18 protein-coding genes are annotated in these 17,439 nt (G+C 55.5%); 7 read left to right on the forward strand and 11 right to left on the reverse strand.

The features are described from left to right. Positions 1-211 precede the first annotated feature (211 nt). The 6 genes from ACR0NA_RS08005 to ACR0NA_RS08030 form a co-directional block, all read right to left on the reverse strand. Positions 212-2,089, reverse strand: coding sequence for an FAD-dependent monooxygenase (locus ACR0NA_RS08005; protein WP_480727739.1), 1,878 nt, complete (start codon positions 2,087-2,089; stop codon positions 212-214). A 53-nt stretch (positions 2,090-2,142) separates the two neighbouring features. Beyond that, positions 2,143-2,952, reverse strand: coding sequence for a GNAT family N-acetyltransferase (locus ACR0NA_RS08010; protein WP_480727742.1), 810 nt, complete (start codon positions 2,950-2,952; stop codon positions 2,143-2,145). Between the two features lie 305 nt (positions 2,953-3,257). Continuing rightward, a complete protein-coding gene (locus ACR0NA_RS08015; protein ID WP_480727744.1) occupies positions 3,258-4,334 on the reverse strand; it encodes a M24 family metallopeptidase in 1,077 nt (358 codons plus the stop codon). Next, positions 4,331-4,789 (reverse strand): GAF domain-containing protein, encoded by a 459-nt coding sequence (locus tag ACR0NA_RS08020; protein ID WP_480727748.1) that lies wholly within the window; start codon positions 4,787-4,789, stop codon positions 4,331-4,333. The genes ACR0NA_RS08015 and ACR0NA_RS08020 overlap by 4 nt, the downstream gene beginning before the upstream one ends. Positions 4,790-4,843: 54 nt before the next feature. Next, positions 4,844-6,439 carry an ABC transporter substrate-binding protein gene (locus ACR0NA_RS08025; RefSeq protein WP_480727751.1) on the reverse strand — a complete coding sequence of 532 codons (1,596 nt, stop codon included), beginning with the start codon at positions 6,437-6,439 and terminating at the stop codon, positions 4,844-4,846. After that, entirely contained in the window at positions 6,436-7,065 is a 630-nt protein-coding gene (locus tag ACR0NA_RS08030) for a helix-turn-helix domain-containing protein (RefSeq protein WP_480727753.1), read from the reverse strand. Before ACR0NA_RS08030 ends, ACR0NA_RS08025 begins: the two co-directional genes overlap by 4 nt. Positions 7,066-7,185: 120 nt before the next feature. On the opposite strand from ACR0NA_RS08030, the gene ACR0NA_RS08035 reads away from it, so the two are divergent. Genes ACR0NA_RS08035 through ACR0NA_RS08050 form a run of 4 tightly spaced genes read left to right on the forward strand, consistent with a single transcriptional unit; the run spans position 7,186 to position 10,605 of the window. Continuing rightward, positions 7,186-8,166 carry an ABC transporter permease gene (locus ACR0NA_RS08035; protein ID WP_480728037.1) on the forward strand — a complete coding sequence of 327 codons (981 nt, stop codon included), beginning with the start codon at positions 7,186-7,188 and terminating at the stop codon, positions 8,164-8,166. Beyond that, positions 8,163-9,065, forward strand: a complete 903-nt coding sequence (locus tag ACR0NA_RS08040) for an ABC transporter permease (protein ID WP_170651048.1) — start codon at positions 8,163-8,165, stop codon at positions 9,063-9,065. Before ACR0NA_RS08035 ends, ACR0NA_RS08040 begins: the two co-directional genes overlap by 4 nt. Then, positions 9,062-9,883, forward strand: coding sequence for an ABC transporter ATP-binding protein (locus ACR0NA_RS08045; protein ID WP_480727757.1), 822 nt, complete (start codon positions 9,062-9,064; stop codon positions 9,881-9,883). The genes ACR0NA_RS08040 and ACR0NA_RS08045 overlap by 4 nt, the downstream gene beginning before the upstream one ends. Then, complete coding sequence (locus ACR0NA_RS08050) at positions 9,880-10,605, forward strand: ABC transporter ATP-binding protein (protein ID WP_480727759.1); 726 nt, start codon at positions 9,880-9,882, stop codon at positions 10,603-10,605. The genes ACR0NA_RS08045 and ACR0NA_RS08050 overlap by 4 nt, the downstream gene beginning before the upstream one ends. A gap of 106 nt (positions 10,606-10,711) precedes the next feature. Here the strand turns inward: ACR0NA_RS08050 and ACR0NA_RS08055 are convergent, their stop codons facing one another. From ACR0NA_RS08055 to ACR0NA_RS08075, 5 genes are all read right to left on the reverse strand, one after another. Next, positions 10,712-10,921 carry a hypothetical protein gene (locus tag ACR0NA_RS08055; protein WP_480727761.1) on the reverse strand — a complete coding sequence of 70 codons (210 nt, stop codon included), beginning with the start codon at positions 10,919-10,921 and terminating at the stop codon, positions 10,712-10,714. A 66-nt stretch (positions 10,922-10,987) separates the two neighbouring features. After that, positions 10,988-11,878, reverse strand: a complete 891-nt coding sequence (locus ACR0NA_RS08060; protein ID WP_480727763.1) for a DUF2950 family protein — start codon at positions 11,876-11,878, stop codon at positions 10,988-10,990. Between the two features lies 1 nt (position 11,879). After that, complete coding sequence (locus ACR0NA_RS08065) at positions 11,880-13,211, reverse strand: DUF3300 domain-containing protein (protein ID WP_480727766.1); 1,332 nt, start codon at positions 13,209-13,211, stop codon at positions 11,880-11,882. Between the two features lie 364 nt (positions 13,212-13,575). Then, positions 13,576-14,217, reverse strand: a complete 642-nt coding sequence (locus ACR0NA_RS08070) for an NAD(P)-dependent oxidoreductase (protein WP_480727767.1) — start codon at positions 14,215-14,217, stop codon at positions 13,576-13,578. After that, positions 14,214-15,122, reverse strand: a complete 909-nt coding sequence (locus tag ACR0NA_RS08075) for a DMT family transporter (RefSeq protein ID WP_480727770.1) — start codon at positions 15,120-15,122, stop codon at positions 14,214-14,216. The genes ACR0NA_RS08070 and ACR0NA_RS08075 overlap by 4 nt, the downstream gene beginning before the upstream one ends. Positions 15,123-15,200: 78 nt before the next feature. Between ACR0NA_RS08075 and ACR0NA_RS08080 the strand changes: the two genes are divergently transcribed. From ACR0NA_RS08080 to ACR0NA_RS08090, 3 genes are all read left to right on the forward strand, one after another. Then, positions 15,201-15,695, forward strand: coding sequence for a MarR family winged helix-turn-helix transcriptional regulator (locus tag ACR0NA_RS08080; protein ID WP_480727772.1), 495 nt, complete (start codon positions 15,201-15,203; stop codon positions 15,693-15,695). 248 nt (positions 15,696-15,943) lie between these two features. Continuing rightward, entirely contained in the window at positions 15,944-16,405 is a 462-nt protein-coding gene (locus ACR0NA_RS08085) for a carboxymuconolactone decarboxylase family protein (RefSeq protein WP_480727773.1), read from the forward strand. Continuing rightward, a complete protein-coding gene (locus tag ACR0NA_RS08090) occupies positions 16,402-17,280 on the forward strand; it encodes a sigma-70 family RNA polymerase sigma factor (RefSeq protein ID WP_480727775.1) in 879 nt (292 codons plus the stop codon). The genes ACR0NA_RS08085 and ACR0NA_RS08090 overlap by 4 nt, the downstream gene beginning before the upstream one ends. The last annotated feature ends 159 nt before the right edge of the window (positions 17,281-17,439 follow it).

A 17,439-nucleotide genomic window follows, 5' to 3' on the forward strand; every position in this document is an offset into this window, starting at 1 on the left:
CCTTTGACTTTCGGGTGCACCGTGATGATCTAGCAAACGCTGGATTTGGCTGACACGCGAATGCTAATTCCTTGCTAGCATCCGATTTTCGGTCATTCGACACAGATGCAACATTTTGAGGCTGGTGAACTCACTCATCGCGCAACGGAGCCGGCCTTTCGTGAACTTGTCTGAATAACGGTCTTGGCCTGTTTCCCCGAGAGTGACCTGCCTAGAACGGCAATACGCGGGCGAAGAAGTCTCCGATCTCTGCGCCTCCAGTGATTGGCGACACCAAGGACACGTATTGATCCGGTCTGATAACAATGACTGCGCCCTGGTTTCGATTGATGCCCCGCATATTGAAAATGTCACTTCCATCTTGGGTTGGACAAAAAACCTTTTCATAGTCAGTGAGGTTCAGTGACCCTTTTCTAGGCTTCAGCAGATTATGCAGCTTCGAGATATCCATATCCCGGTGAGAAACCTGAAAGACCGCACGGACATCGATCACCGCGTCGATATCCGCACCGTTTGGCGTCACTCGCTCCAGCAACGTCTCTAAGTCTGCACACAAAGAAGCCGCAGGTCCATTTTCCTCGCCTCCGTCTGATCGTGGCGCAAAGATGATAATCCGCCAGCGCCCATCAGCCTTCAAATTATGCCCCAACTGCATTGGTTTCGCATCGGCAAGCCTGATGACAGGTCCGGAGTGGAACCGCTTGCCAACAGGATAACCTGTCGCCAGTTCCTGATGGCGCGTATCTCCCCTGATCAACGAAGCATCATAGCAGGTTTCAACACCCGCCGTGTAACGCCCATGCTTCTTGAAATATGCTTGAAATTGGGCGGCATCTTCTTTGGTCTTTGGCTTTTCACTAAACAAGCGGGCCATGTCGCGGTCAAAATCAATCAATTCCTGCGCCTTGGCGCGACGTTCCCTGGAGTAAGTGTCGAGCAATTCAACAGGCGATTGGCCGCGAATTACAGCGGCCAGTTTCCAACCCAGATTGAAGGCATCAGCCATTGAGACGTTCATGCCTTGCCCTGCTTTCGGGCTGTGCGTGTGACAGGCATCACCGGCAATAAATATTCGAGGTGATTTTTCTCCACGTTCCGTGTCATCGACATCATCAAAGGTATCGCAAACGCGCTGCCCAATCTCGTATGCCGACCACCAGGCGACTTGCGCGACATCAAAGTCAAAAGGGGATAGGATCTTTCGAGCCTTTTCGACCAACTCGTCTGTCGTGACACCTCGATCAGCTGCGCGCTCATCGGGACCTAGTTCATCAAGTTCTATGTATAGGCGAACCAGATAACCACCTTCGCGGGGAATAATCAGGATACTGCCCTGATCCGCAGATTGTATTGCACATTTTAATCTGATGTCAGGGAAACTGGTGTTGCAAAGAACATCCATCACGCCCCAAAGCTGTCGTGCCGATGTTCCTTCTAGGACAAGCCCCAATTCGGATCGCACTTTGCTGTGTGCGCCGTCGCAGCCAACGACATATTTGGCTCGAATGGTCTCGGTATTCTCAGGCCTGTTCACACAGGCAACTGTTGCTTCAATTGGAAAGTCGTGACCTTCCGTTCGAGACAGGGAAATCAGTTCTTGGTTGTAGTCAGGTACGAGGCGGCTTGGTGATTTGGCCATATTATCAAGGTAAAAATCATGAACTCTAGCTTGGCTCAGAATGATGTGTGGCATCTCTGAAAGATCATCTTCCACGTCCTGGATGCGCTCAACTCGGACAAGCGGCGTTCCGTCAGCTCCGGGTCGCCAAAAGCTCACTTCATTGACCTGATAGCCTTCCTTGATCACACGCTCTGCAAAACCAAATGCTTCGAACATTTCGACAGAGCGACAGGCGATACCGTCCGCTTGACCAAACTCCAGAGGGCCGGATTTACGCTCGATAATACGCACCGAGATGTCACCAAAAGCACTGAGTTGGCTCGCCAACGTCAATCCAGCTGGTCCACACCCAATAATTAGCACGTCGGTGGTTTCCCTCGCCGTGACTGAACTGGCGGAAGCAATTGAAGGATCTCCAGCGCGGAAGCCATTGAGATGATACTGCATTCGCAAACCTATTGCAGACATTGAAACAAAATTATGTGGGTGTCAGGTCTTTACCCATTCTCAGAACCACCCGGTTATTTCGTAAGCCGGCCGTCCCTAGATGCTTCAAGGTCCGTGCAGGTGACAATTGTCATGCCGCGCGGAGCAAATCCCATCTTGGAGCATACTGCTTCCGAGGGTGTGTTTCCCGCCTCTACACCGGTCATAAACTCCTGAAACCCAAATCTCTTTTCCATCTCCAGAATCGCGTGAGCACCGAGTACCAGCGCCAGTTTGCGGCCTCGCATTGAGGGATTTGTTGCCAGCATTCCCCACCATGCCTGCCCGGACAATGTCGCGTGTTCTGGATGAGCAATGGCAGACGCCGCAGCAATCGAAAATACTTTGTCCGAACGATCGACAGCCATACAGGTCACGGCAGGTTGAAGCTCTCCTCTCAATGCTGCACCGCATGTTGGCAGGACCCCACAATTCAAGGCCATATCCGCAGCCGCTTGCAGCAAGCCTCCGGAGGTTTCCCGAGATACCCAAACGAGCGAGATATCATCGGGAAACGGGATGGCATCGACGACATCCTTAGCTGCTACCAAGGTTGTTTTGGATCCTTCCCACTTCTGGTAGACGAGCGGTGTAAGACCTCTTGAACTCAGGCCCGACGAATAACTCTGACTTTCGTTGGCCGGTACTGTGATGCAGCTCGAGTTTCCTTGTATTTTGGCAAGATTCGCCACTAAATCCAGATCGCCATCAAGTGAACTGGCCACACCAACAGTGCGGCCATAATAGCTAAAGCGGGCATCATTGCGGAGGATTTCCGACAACGCACGCCCGCGTTTGAGAATGGATCGCTGATCGGCGCTTCCGAAGAATTCCTCTGGTCTCATTCCCCACCCTCCCGCGCCGACGTCGAGCTGGCCTGACCGTCGGAACAGGTCAAACCGAAGGCAGCTATCCCTGAATTTGAAGCGGCCGGTTCGAGATCGGCAAATTGCGAACAACCAATCACCCGCATTGGATGTCAGTTTCGGTCAGTATAGCAAACATTCACGCAAGTTGCAGAATACGCCTCGATGGGCTCAACTCGACCATTCTCTGCGATCTGCGAACGGTGGTTTCGGGGCCGGTGAATGTCCGGTCCGGTAGAGCAGTCCGGTAGCTCAGCGCAGCGACAATACTGAAATGACCTGCTTCAAGCTGTGAACAGGTCTCGCGAAAGGTTTGACAGAATGCGGCAACCATCGGCCGTGACAACTGCTACTTCTTCCAATCGGACGCCAAACCTACCTGGTAGATAGACGCCTGGCTCAATCGTAAAAACCATGCCTTCCTCCAAAACCAATTCATTGATGCCGGTCAGGTAAGGCGGTTCGTGCACCTCGGACCCAAGTCCATGACCTGTGCGGTGCGTGAAGAACTCACCATATCCTGCCGCCTCAATGACGTCGCGGGCCGCCTTGTCAATTATGCAGGCCTTGACACCCGGCCGAATGGCCGCCAGCGCCGCTGAGACCGCAGCGTCAACAGTGTCGTGAACGTCCTGATATCCCTTCGGTGCGTGACCCAGGCAGGACATACGCGTTATGTCCGAGAAGTAGCCGTCTTTCTGGCCTCCGATATCGACAACGATCGCGTCACCCGGACGCACCGGCGCATCACTCGAATGGTGGTGAGGGAACGCTGAATGCGCGCCTGCCCCCACAATGCCAAAGGCAAAATGCGCACCGCCTGCTTCGAAACGCGCTTTTGCCACTTGGACCAATTCGCGTTCAGTAACGCCATCGCGCAAGGCTTCTCGGATGGCGACATGGGCCGCGTCGGCAATGCGGGCGTTTTCCTGCAAAGCCGCCAGTTCACTATCATCCTTGATCATCCGCACTGCACCGATTGCACCAGAGGCAAAGCTGCGCTTGGCATCTGGCAAGGCATCCAGCAACAAAAGCGCATGATCGGCGCGCATTGCCTCATCAATCGCTACGCTTGTTGGTTGCGGATTGACGGCGCGTAGACCATCAGCAAACGCCACATCAGGGCCGTCGTCATCGCCCCACTCCCAAAACGGCAGATCGCTGTGTTGCCGTGCATCCTGAGCATTCAATGCAGGCATCAGGAACCCTGCCTTGTCGGGTCCTATCAGCAAAAAGCACGGCCGTTCGTCGGGATGGGGTGCAAATCCCAAAAGCCAGTGCAAATGCGCACCCGGTGACAATGCAACAAGATCAACCCCGGTTGCCGCCATACGCTCCCGCAACCGATCGAGTCTGGTCATGTCTTCTCCTCCAATCGCGCCTCATCAAAGGCGGCGTGCAAATCTGCGCGCGCATCGGTGACCAGTTGTTCCAGCAGTGTCACGCGCGCCCGTGTGAAATGCCCGGCCTCATCTAGGATGTTCACGGTGCCGATGACCTGCCCCCCCTTGATCACCGGAATGTTGACCGCAGCCTCACAACCCAGTTCGTTGATAAGCGCGTGGTCCGAGAAAAAGGGCGCAAAGTCAGCGGTCTGGTTGGCCACAAAGGTTCCCCCCCGTTCGAGAACCAGTTCTGTCCAGTCATTGCTGCCCATGGGCTTTGTACCAGTGACCGGGTATTCCAAAGGGTGCGAGGAATAGGCGCGTCGGGCGAGTCCCGCTTTTCGGTCCAGCACGGTCACCGTGAAAAGGCGCGCACCGCACGCCGTGTCAGCCGCGCGATGCAGCGCCGCAAAAACTTCGTCAGGTGTCATGTAACGCTTTCAATAGGGTGTACCGGGAGCAGAGACCGCTCCCGGTTTGATACATCAGTTCTTTTCGACAAGGCGGTAGTAGACATAGTCCGCATTGGCCCCGTTCACGAAGCCCTCGACATTGTCCGCCATCGCAACTTGCTTGACTGCCTGGAACATGATCACGAACGGCGCTTCTTCCTGCATGGATTTCTGCAGTTCGACATACATCTGATTGCGCTTGTCTGCGTCCTGTTCGGCCAAAGCCGCCTTGGTCTTCTCGTTGATCTCGGCAGGAGGCATCCATGCGTTACGCCAAGTTGTTGTCGACGCGTATTTATCGTCGGAGTTGTCAGCGTTATAGGCAAACGCCTTGGCGTTCGAATGCGGATCCATGAAATCCGGGCCCCAGTACAACAGCATCCCCTGGTGGGTGCGTGCGCGGTACTTTGTAATCACCTGTGCACCCGTGCCCGGCAAGATCTCAAAGTTAATACCGGCCGGTGCAAAGGTCTGTTGCAAGCTGGCCGCCATATCGGTGAACGGTGGGGCGTTGATCACGTCCAGTTCGATGGTAAGCGGCAGTTCGACGCCGGCTTCCTCAAGGATCGCCTTGGCCTTGTCCGGGTCATAATTGAATGGTGTATCGGTCAGAGCGCCGGGGAAACCCTCGGGCCAAAACGCCTGATGCACTTCCATCTGACCTTTGAGGAAACTGTCGGCCATGCCGTTGTAGTCCACAAGATAACGCGAAGCTTCCCACAGTGCGGGGTTGGTCAGAGGTTCATGTTTCTGGTTGAAGCTGAACCAGTGCACTGCGGTCTGCGGATAGGTTTCAATCTTGATGTCGGCATTACCTGCAAGACCGGCAACCTGATCGGGCGTCAGGTTCTTGGCCATATCCACATCACCGGATTCAAGTAGCAGCCGTTGAGTTGCCGCTTCGGGTGCGTGACGGATCATCACGCGTTCGGTCGCGGGCGCGCCGTTCCAGTAATTCGGATTTGCCTGAAGCATGAGAACTTCACCCGGCGCATACCGGGAGAGAGTATAGGCGCCTGTTCCGGCGCTGTTCTGGTTCATCCAGGCGTGGCCCATATCGCCATCAACCTCGTTCGCCATCGCGGTTTTAAAATCCACGATCGCAGCCGGACGGGCGGCCAGAACGTTCAGCACGAAAGACGGTGCAAAATCACCATCCCAACGAACCGTGACCATGTTGCCGTCAACCGTGACCATCTCTTCGATGTTATCGGCGGACCAACCGAGGTTTTCCAGAATAAAGGCCGGAGCCTTTTGGAGAACCAGAACGCGTTTCCAGCTTCCAACTACGTCTTCGCCGCGCAGCGGGTTGCCCGATGTGAAATTAACGCCGTCGCGCAACTGGAACGTCACGGTCTTGGCGGCTGCATCGATCTCCCAACTTTCCGCCAGACCCGCCGCCAGAACGGTGGTGTCCTCGGCGTCGTATTGCACCAGTTGGTCATAGGTGTTTGTGACATATTCGCCCGAGGTGAACTCATAGGCCGATGCCGGATCGATGGTCACGATATCATCTATGTTTTGCGCGATCACAAGTGCATTGGCGGGTGTTTCGGCCAATACAGGCGTGGCCGAAAGCGCGACAAGGCTCACCGCCAGCGATTTGGCAATGTCTGGAACGTACTTCATTGGTCTCTCCTGTTGATGTTGTGATTATTTTGTGCGCCCGGCTTGGGGCCAAGCAATCTGGGCGAGGTACCGGTCCACAAAAGTTTGGCCGGACCATCGCCTACATTTTCAAAGGCATGAGGGGTATCACCCATAAAGTGCAGGCTGTCGCCTTGGTGCAGTACGAAATGTGTTTCGCCCAGCGTTTGGCGCACGGTACCTTCCAGCACCATGATAAGCTCTTCGCCGACGTGGGCGGTGACCTCTGACGAGTATCCTGCGGGGATGTGGATAATCAGTGACGACAAGGTCCCGCCCGGCAAAACCGTCGAAATATGTTCGTAAGACAGAGACGAATCCGCGAGCGCGAATTGGGGGCGTTCACCTTGGCGTGTCACGCTGTCAGCGGGTTTTGGCGTGGAAATGAAGACGTCAACGTCCACACCCAGCGTTGCCGCCAGATTGGCAAGCGTTCCCAGGCTGGGCGTCGCCTTGTCCCTCTCAACCTGACTGAGAAAGCCAACCGAAATGCCCGTCTGATCTGCAAGGGTCTGCAGCGTCATGTTCGCTTTGCGGCGCAAGTCCCTGATGCGACCACCAAAAGCAGGCGGACGCGCAGGGTCGATATTGGACATGGGTTCAGACATGGTCGCTCCTGCAAGAAATTTTGATATTAGTAAAAAAATTTTGCTCAGTCAAAAAACTTTGATATTGTGGGTGAAACGGAGCCGAACTTGACTCGATCTATCCCAGCCCTCCAGTTCCTAATGACACTGGTCGTGACATTTCTCGGCTTGCTCGCGATCACGTTTGTAATCGGGCGGGTAGTTCCGATTGATCCGGTGGTGGCGATTGTCGGTGACAGGGCCAGCGCAGAAACATACGAGGCGGCGCGCCAGGAATTGGGCCTGGATGACCCCCTTGTTGTTCAATTCGCGCGCTACGTGAACCAGGTGCTTCACGGAGAGCTTGGTATGTCAGTTTCCACTGGCCGTCCGGTGGCCGAGGATTTGGCGCGCGTGTTCCCGGCCACTCTGGAAATGGCCACGATCGGCATCATCATCGGAGTGCTTCTTGGCGTTCCGATGGGCGTTTTCGCAGCGTCGCGGCAGGGAAAGCTGGCGGATCGCGTGATCCGCGTGATCGGTTTGGCGGGCTATGCCATCCCGGCCTTCTGGCTGGGGCTAGTTGGTTTGGTGGTCTTCTACGCAAACCTGCGTTGGGTTGGTGGTCCGGGCCGGATCGATTTCTTTCTCGATGGCACAGTGCCTCCGCGCACCGGCCTTTTGCTGATAGACAGCATCATCGACGGAAACCGGGAAGCTCTGTTAAGCGCCATCCATCACATCATTCTGCCTGCAACGATCCTTGGTTTCTTTGCCCTTGCCTATATCGCGCGCATGACGCGCAGCTTCATGCTCGAACAGTTAAGCCAGGAATATATTATCACCGCTCGTGTCAAAGGTACTCCCGAGCGGTTGATCCTGTGGCGACATGCGTTCCGACCCATTCGCGTGCAACTGATTACCGTGATCGGGTTGAGCTATGCCGGGCTACTGGAAGGTTCGGTGATGATTGAAACCGTGTTCAGTTGGCCGGGCATTGGCAGCTATCTGACAACGGCCCTTCTGAACGCAGATATGAACGCGGTTCTTGGCGCGACATTAGTGATCGGCGCGGTATTTGTCGGGATCAACAAAACATCTGACGTACTTTACCGACTGCTCGACCCGAGGGCGCGATCATGACAACACGCGACTGGTTGCTTTCCGACGATCCCGAAACATTGATGCAAGCCCGTTTGGGGCAGTTCTACAGATTGGCACGCGCATTGGCACGCAACTCGCTGGCAATGGTCGGGCTCGCCATCATTCTTATGCTGTTGATCGTGGCGGCGCTTGCACCATGGTTAGCCCCCTATTCACCCATCGAAGGTGATCTGGCGAACCGCCTGCAGCCGCCGTCCGCAACCCACTGGATGGGCACCGATGAACTGGGCCGGGATATCCTGTCCCGTATCATTTTCGGTGCACGTATCACACTGATGATCGTCCTGCTGGTGGCGGTGATTTCCGCTCCGCTTGGTTTGCTGATCGGCACTGTCGCCGCCTATTTCGGGGGCTGGATCGACCGCATCCTTATGGGGTTGACGGATATCTTCCTGTCCTTGCCCCGACTGATCCTCGCCCTGGCCTTTGTCGCGGCGCTGGGTCCGGGTATCGAGAATGCGGTCATTGCCATCGCCATCACGGCCTGGCCGGTCTATGCACGGATCGCTCGGGCCGAGGTGCTGACTTTCCGAAACGCCGAGTTCCTCGATGCGGTGCGTATGCAGGGCGCATCCCCGGCGCGCATCATCGCGCTTCACGTCGTGCCTTTGTGCATGTCATCGACCATCGTTCGCGTAACACTCGACATGGCGGGGATCATCCTGACTGCCGCCGGTCTGGGCTTCCTCGGCCTAGGCGCGCAGCCCCCATTGCCGGAATGGGGAGCGATGATTTCACGTGGGCGCTCGTTCATCCTCGATCAATGGTGGGTCGCCACCATGCCCGGCTTTGCCATCGTGATCGTATCGCTGGGATTTTGTCTGTTCGGTGACGGATTGCGTGACGTGCTGGACCCGAAACAAAGGTCGCGCGGATGAGCCTGCTTTCTGTTGAAAATCTACGCGTCACATTCCCGTCGGATCACGGCCCGGTCGAGGTTGTGCGCGGCCTGTCTTTTGACCTTGGCCGCGAACGGCTGGGCATCGTTGGGGAAAGCGGATCGGGTAAAAGCATGACCGGACGGGCCATCATGGGGCTGATACCCTCCCCCGGTTGCGTGACTGCGGACAGACTCGAATTCGATGGCACCGATCTGCGTGACTTGCCCGAAACTGCCATGCGCCGTATGCGCGGAGCGCGTATGTCGATGGTGCTACAGGACCCAAAATTCAGCCTGAACCCAGTTATTCGCATCGGCGAGCAGATCGAAGAAGCGATGGCAGTACATGGTGTCGCCCACCCCAAGGAGCGTCGCCAGCGCATGATGGAGGCCTTGCAAGCCGTACGCATTGAAGACCCTGAACGCGTAGCCAGGCTTTACCCGCACGAGGTGTCTGGCGGCATGGGGCAGCGCGTGATGATCGCCATGATGGTTGTTATGGAACCGGCCCTGATGATCGCCGACGAACCCACAAGCGCGTTGGATGTCTCAGTGCGCGGTCAGGTTTTGGATATTTTGGACGACCTTGTTCGGCGCCGGGGCATGGGGCTGATGCTTATTTCACATGACCTGAATATGGTGTCACGCTGGTGCGACCGTGTTTTGGTGATGTTCAAGGGTAAAATTGTCGAAGAACTGGGTACTGGCAAACTCAACGAGGCACGTCACCCCTATACGCGCGGACTGGTGGCCAGTCTGCCCAAGATCGATGAACACCGCACGCGCCTGCCGGTTCTGGATCGAGGCGCGTTATGATCCAGGTTCAGAACCTTTCAGTAAAGTTCAGTGAAACCACCGTCTTGCATGATGTTACGTTTGAGGTCGCAGCGGGCGAGAGCTTTGCGCTTGTCGGGGAGTCCGGGTCAGGTAAATCGACCATCCTCAAGGCGCTTTCGGGACAGGTCAAACCGTTTCGGGGCACATTGCAGATCGGTACCGACCGTCAAGGCAAAACAAGCCGCCTTGCGCTGGCTCGGCAAGTTCAGATGGTGTTTCAGGACCCTTATGGCAGCCTGCACCCCCGCCGAACAGTGGACGACACACTCAGCGAACCGCTCGCGATTCACCGATTGCCAGATCGGGATCGGCGGGTTCTGGACATGCTAGATGCCGTTGGTTTGCCTCGGCGCTTTCGCTTTCGCCTTCCCCATCAGCTGTCTGGGGGGCAACGCCAGCGGGTAGCCATCGCCCGCGCGCTGATGCTTGACCCTCCCATTTTGCTTCTAGACGAACCTACAAGTGCTTTGGATGTCAGCGTACAGGCAGAGATTCTGAATTTGCTCAAATCCTTGCGCGAAGAAAAACACCTGACTTTCCTTCTTGTCACTCATGATTTGCCGGTTGTCAGTTTCCTGTGTGACAGGCTGGCGATTTTGCGAGCAGGACGTATCGCGGAACTCGCCGATGTTGCCACTTTGCGTTCCGGCGAATTCACGTCTGACTACGGCAAAGAACTGTTTCAACGATCAGTCGAATAGTCACGGAAATTGCGTGCTGATCCGAGCAGTCCTTGTGTGGGCGCCCCCACCAACCTGTAATTCTGATCTATCAACTTTGAATGCTTAGTGTGCGGAGTTTGGTAAGTTAAAATGCCAACAGCTTGAATGTCAGGATCGAGCCGCCCACTCGGTGATCGTTGACCTCTTCCTGCGCTGATGCATCGTTCGTGTAAGATGCAGCATTAATTGAGCTAGGCTCAATGCGGCCAGGCTGGTCTTTCGATTGCGCTGTTGTTTTGAGAGCACGACCAGGTTTTGCAGAGCTTGCTATCTGCTCATCCTGGATGTTGCTCACACGTATATTATCTGTCGCGTTGGGGCGCACTGCTGTTGTTGGAGAAAGTGCTCAAACCTTGGTTTGCTACTCGATCGGTGTCCAATCCGATCCAGGATCATAGGTTGAAATTTCGGCCGTTACCTCAAGGGTCTCGGGTCCGAAGTCCGCCTCATAGACGATACCGTTTTCGCCTACGAGAAAGGAGTGAATCCCGGTTTCACCGTAGTCGGAGGGAACTGCCAGCAGGGCATGCCCGGCGACGAAATGATCACCGATAAAGTACGAGTAAGCACCACCAGGGGCATTCGCTCCCTGTTCCTGCAAAATCGTATAGTAATAGCCGAGAAACGGCTCTGCCTCATAATCATCTTCGCCGTCGCTCCACCCCGATGCTGTCGCTCGGGCGAGAGCGGCGCCGACAAAGCTGTCTTCGTCTGGCCAGAACAAACCGTCTCTCGCTCCGGGATCAGCGATGATCGACCGCGCAAATTCCATCACACCATCACCGTTGTGATCCACAAGACGAAATGCCGCCTGAAGGTCCACATAGGCCTCAAGCAAGTCGATCACTTCCAGCTCATTCAGGCCAATCTCGCGAGCAGACAGTTCTTCCAACCCAGCTTCGATATCAAATTGCCACCCCTCATCGCCACGCAGAATTGGGATCGGGAATGGCCAACCGTCTTCGCCCAGAACCAGAACAACCCCGTCATCATCAGGCTGAAATCGATAGCCTTCGGCATACATGCCAAGCACTTCGCGCCGTCTTTCCTGATCCTCCACGGGATCACCGGTGCCAATCATCTCTTCGGCCTCGGCGCCGAAAATCTCAATCAGCCTGTTCTGATCATCCGCCTTCAGGGCTTCGACAAAAGCATCCAATGCCGATTGGGGCGTGTCGAAACGGGCACCATCCGCGAATGCCGAACCCGCAGTCAAAGACAAAAGTAAAACAGAAAAAATCGATGTGCGCATTTTACCGTCTCCGCTTGCCCTTGGCGGCATGTCCACGTTGGGACGCCTTATGAGCTCTGTTGCCGGACGCCTTTTTCTTCATTGCCTGGCCCTTGGACGCAGACGGTTTCCGCTGTGCTGCCGCCTTCTTTGCCTGAGGCTTCTTGGCCGCTTGCGGTTTCTTTTTGACCGGCTGTTTCGCCGCATCCGGACGTTTCGTGCGATCAACTGCCTTCTGCTTGGCTGCGGCTTTGTCCCGATCGACATTGCCTCGGTTCACTTGCGGAAGAGACTTGTTCCCGTTGCCACGGTTTGCCAAGGCACCACCAGCCAATGCCCCTGCTCCGGCACCGGCTGCGACCGCCGCAGCGGCGCGATCCCGGCTGATATCCGCTGCACCGCTTTCCCGGCTCAACTTGTCGCGCAGTTCGTCCGTGCGACCTTCGGGGCGATTGACTGGCAAGTCACCGCGACCGCCTTCGGGTCTTTTGTGATCAGCAATTTTGTCACGGGCTTGCTGCTGGCGATCCGGATCCGGTGACCACTCAATATCCGTGCGATCACCCAGATCTATGTCATTGCCAATATTGACGTTGCCGTCGACGTCTATGTCGATATTCGGATTTCGGTAGATCGGACCGCCGCCCCAGCCACCACAATTTCTGCAACCCCAGTAGCCGTACCAATCATCGTCATCGTCAAAGATCTCGTCGATCAACGCGACAGCGCCGAAGGTAAGCAAGGCCGTGCCTACCACGTCTCCGGTCGATGGACCGGTATAAACCGTCTCAGGGTTGTATTGGGGGACGTACACGGTTTCGGGTTCGGTGGGCGTGACAATAATCGTATCGTCGTCCGCAACTTCCACTGTCTGCTCGGGCCCCGAAACAAGGGCCCCTGTGTCGATCGCCTGATTTCGCATGACTTGAACCGCATCCATCACGTCATCCGACTGGGCCAGCATGGCGGTGCCGACCGTCTCGGTCCAGTCGATATGCGTGGCCATCTGACCGATGACTTCCGGGAAAGCCGTTGCCAACACACTGACGGAAGGGTCCCAACCCATCGCTTCTATTTCGGGTTCAAGCTCGGCTGGATCGCGCTCGGTATTGTCCAGCAAGTATCGTTCGGCCTTTACAATCTCTAAAGGTTGGGTGGCTGCCACCAAAATCTGAATAAGCAACGTGTCGGGGTAGAGTGCCACCGGTGCAACCAGCGTTTGCAGTTCTGCGTCAGTCAAGAGTTCCAACGAAGTCTCTGAACTGTCTTGTGACGCCGAGGCATCGGATGCTTCTTGCGCGTATAAGGCAGTTGATGCACCAATTCCGAGCGCAATTACTAGATATCTAAACATATTGCGTTCCTTCAATCTATTGAAGGATCACCCATGTCTGCGATTCTGGCAACCTCAGCCCTCAGTTCGCGGCTGGGTCCTTTGTGTAGTTGTGGCCAAAGTCCAAATGCTGGCACGGCGCACAGGGTTTGACTCGGGGTAACAACCTTCGATTTTGACGGTTCCCCGGTCTACGGGGTTTGAACGGGGAACCGATCCAGGTTTCCAAAGTCTGAGGCAGTGACAACTGATACGAATGGACGATATCGGGTTTCACTTCGCATCCACTCAAATTGCTCTCAGGACTTTGGAGATTCCGAATTCTTCAAACGTCGATACCATCAGTATCACGTGCGGTTTTACAAAGCGACCGGGTACTGGTGCATCAGTAGCCCACAGTAAAGGCGGCGCGTGGAAACTTGGCTGACTGAGCCTCATCCATAATTGCCATCGCAAAGTCTTCCATAGAAATCTGCGAATTTCCGGCTTCATCAACAATTAGGTTGTCTGTGCCGGTTCTGAACACACCCCGGCGCTCGCCGGGCTGCAACAATGCGGACGGGCTGGCATAGGTCCAGTTCGCTGATGCATCAGATGAACAGAGTTCCCACTGCGCCATTGAAGCACGCGCGATTGGTACAATGCTCTCGGGCAGAAAGTCGGGATCTGACAAGACGGTGTGCGGGCTGCCATCGGGTAGATGCAGACGTGCGGCACCGCCAACAATGATCACCCGAAGGTTGGCAAGGGATGCGGCTTCCAGGATGGATCTGGTCAGTGCAACGATTTCGCCCTCGCGCCCGGCAGGTGCGCGCACAGCGCTTATGGCTAAATCCTGACCGGCCATGGCGGTGGCCAAAGCCGAGGGGTCGGCAACTTCTGCAACAATCGGCTTGACGCCTTTTGGCAACTTGTCGAGCCCCGCCTTGTTTCTTACGGCCGCGGTTACGTTATGGCCACGTGAGATCGCCTCGATCACGACGCGAGAACCCACGTCACCAGTGGCTCCAAATACGACAAGTTTCATGAATACTCTCCTTTTGGGTTGAGGTGTGAGTAGGAAGTTTTTGCAAGTGAGGGAGGGCTGGTACGCCCGGCGCGCTGCCCAAGCCAGATTGCAGTGAGTACAACTCCAGCTCCGGCGATCTGAGTGGGCGTCAGAGACTGGTCAAGTAGCATCCAGCCAATAATGACTGCGGAAAGTGGGCTTAGAAAACCAAGGGCTGAAACCGCGCCGGGCTCTATCCGGGAAATGCCTCGGAACCATAAAATGTACGTCAACGCAGCCCCTATCAGGGTCAGATAGGCGATGCCGTAGATATTCCGCACATTCAAAGGGGGAAGTGTAGGCTCAAACAGTAACGCCAGTGGAATCAGCAACAGCCCCCCTGCTGTGAGCTGCCAGGCCGCCAAGGTTAAAAGTGGCACAGGGGCTTGCCACTTCCGAGTCAGAACTGTGCCCGCCCCCATGGAGACTGCGCCGCCGATGCCTGCCAGCAACCCAATCGGATCAAGTGATATGCCCGAGCCAAGCACAAGAAGACCGACCCCGGAGATACCGATCGTTGCAGCGACCACCGCAGATGCCTTGACCGTCGTACCAATCAGCATTGCAGCCAAAAACACGACAATCAAAGGCTGAACCGCTCCGACGGTTGCGGCTACTCCGCCCGGTAGTCGATAGGCCGCCACAAACAGAAAAGTCCAAAACAGTGTGAAATTGAGCGAACCAAGAATGAAGGCGCGCATCCACCAGATACCCTGCGGCAGTTGCCGGGCCAGAATGAGCAAAAGCAGGCCAGCAGGCAAAGCACGCAGCGCGGCCATTGTGATTGGATACCCTGCGGGAAGAAATTCAGTCGTAACGTAGTACGTGCTGCCCCAAACCAGCGGCGCAATAGCAGTGAGCGCGATATCGACGTGATGTTTCATGAGGATTCTCCATTTATCTTGACGTCAAGATAAATTCACTTCTCTTGACGTCAAGATAAATCTTCGCAATATGCCTCTATGGACCACGTAGATCGCATCGTCTTGCAATGGAACAAGGCCCGACCTGACCTTGATGTCAGTCCGATGGAAACGATTGGGCGGCTCGCCCGTCTGGCGGTTCAACTCCGAAAAGAAATGGAGAAAACTTGGAAGGTTTACGGTCTCAATGCCGCCAGTTTTGATGTCCTGGCGACGCTGCGTAGATCCGGAAAGCCTGAAGGCTTGTCGCCGGGAGAGTTGCTTGACCTGACCATGGTTTCGTCGGGGACGATGACCAATCGGATCGACCAGCTTGTCAAGATCGGCCTGGTCGAGCGCGTGCCAAACCCGGAAGACAAACGCGGCTTCCTGATCCGACTGACAAGGACCGGTTTCTCAAAAATTGAAAAAGCCGTTACAGATCACGTTGAAACGCAACATCGGCTCTTGAAGGGTCTATCACCCACGCAGCGCGATAATTTGAATGCAATGCTAAAAGCACTGGGCGAAACAGTTGATGCAGATTCAAAATAAATACTGGTGAGTCAGGCGTCTCTCAAGAAACCATCACATTTTCAGAAAACGATTTGCCAATGAAGCAAAGCACTTAAGCAGGAAACCCATGGCAACATTTTTGCGAAACGCAAGCGAAAATTTCACTGTTCAATAGCGTCTAAGCTGTTTGCGCTGCGCGCCGCTAAACTGATTTTTTGCACACACATGTCACAAACCTCAAGCCTGCCGCGTCCTGTTTCTGTACACCACGAAAACAGGAGCACTAAATGCAATCCCGTCTCAACTATTTCGCCGTTGCCCCGCAACTGATGCAGCCAATGCTCGACATGGAGGAACGCCTCAAAACTGCGGGCTTGGAGCACAGTCTAATTGAGCTGATTAAACTGCGCGTGTCGCAGATCAACGGTTGCGCCTTCTGCATCCACATGCACACCCATGACGCGCGCGCGCAGGGCGAGAATGAAGACAGGCTTCACCTGCTGAATGCGTGGCGAGAGTCGTCTCTTTATTCCGAGCGTGAATGTGCTGCTCTGGCTTGGGCCGAAACGCTGACCCGCATCGAGCAGAATGGGGCACCGAATAACATCTATCAGGAGATGGCCGATCAGTTTTCAGATCAGGAAAAGATCGCCCTGACGCTGGTGGTAACCACGATCAATGCCTGGAACCGCATTGCTATTGGTTTTGCAACGCCACATCCTGCCGCCAAGGAGGCCTCGGCCGCATGAGCCATATTACTTCACCCGACAACGACCAGGCATTTGTCGATCTGCGACCGCGCGTGTTCGCGGTCGCCTATCGAATGCTTGGCTCCGTTAGTGACGCTGAGGATGTAGTGCAGGATGCGTTTCTGCGTTGGCAGAAGGTTGATCATACCAGTGTACGAGACGCGACAGGGTTTCTAATCCGAACCACCACGCGGCTATGCCTAGATCACATGCGGGCCGCGCGTACTCGGCGCGAGGCCTATCCCGGCGAGTGGTTGCCCGAACCACTGATCACAGATGATGCCACCAGTCGACTGGACCGTGACGTCTCGGTGGCGCTCCTATTGGCGCTGGAGCGGCTAACTCCTCTCGAGCGGGCAGCCTTTCTACTCCACGATGTGTTCGAGCACTCATATGACGAACTGGCACAGGTTTTGGAGCGCGCACCTGAATCCTGCCGCCAGCTTGTTAGCCGTGCCCGGAAGCATGTGCAGCGCAGCAAGCCCCGAACGCAAGTTGAGCCACAACAGGGCGAAGCCATCGCGAGAGCTTTTTTCTGGGCTGCCAAAAGCGGCGACACAGCCGCACTTACCAAATTGCTCGCGCAGGACGTTCGGTTTGTTTCGGACGGCGGCGGCAAAGTTCTGGCGACACTCAATCCGATTTTAGGCCGGGACAAGGTGATGCGGCTTTTGTCTGGACTGGCGCGCAAATACTCCGGTCGATCGGTACAGCAATGGCAATTCTGCCACCTGAACAATCTGCCATCGATCCTCAGCCACGAAACCGGTGATATATTGCAAACCACGTCGCTGGAGATCGAAAGCGATGTGATTACAGCGATTTACGTGGTGCGCAATCCAGAAAAGACACGCCATCTATTCTTCGACGAGTGACCGCCCATCAATGGCAACCTAATTGACTAGGCCGACAATATGGTCGGAGGAGACCCAACCTTGAGCGCTGCGATCTGTGGCTGCAGCGCAGCGTCACTAAAGATATCCCTTTATCGACGCGGCGCATAGCCGGCTGGCGTGCTACCGCCAAACCTCCGT

The organism is Ruegeria sp. C11, from assembly GCF_056537725.1.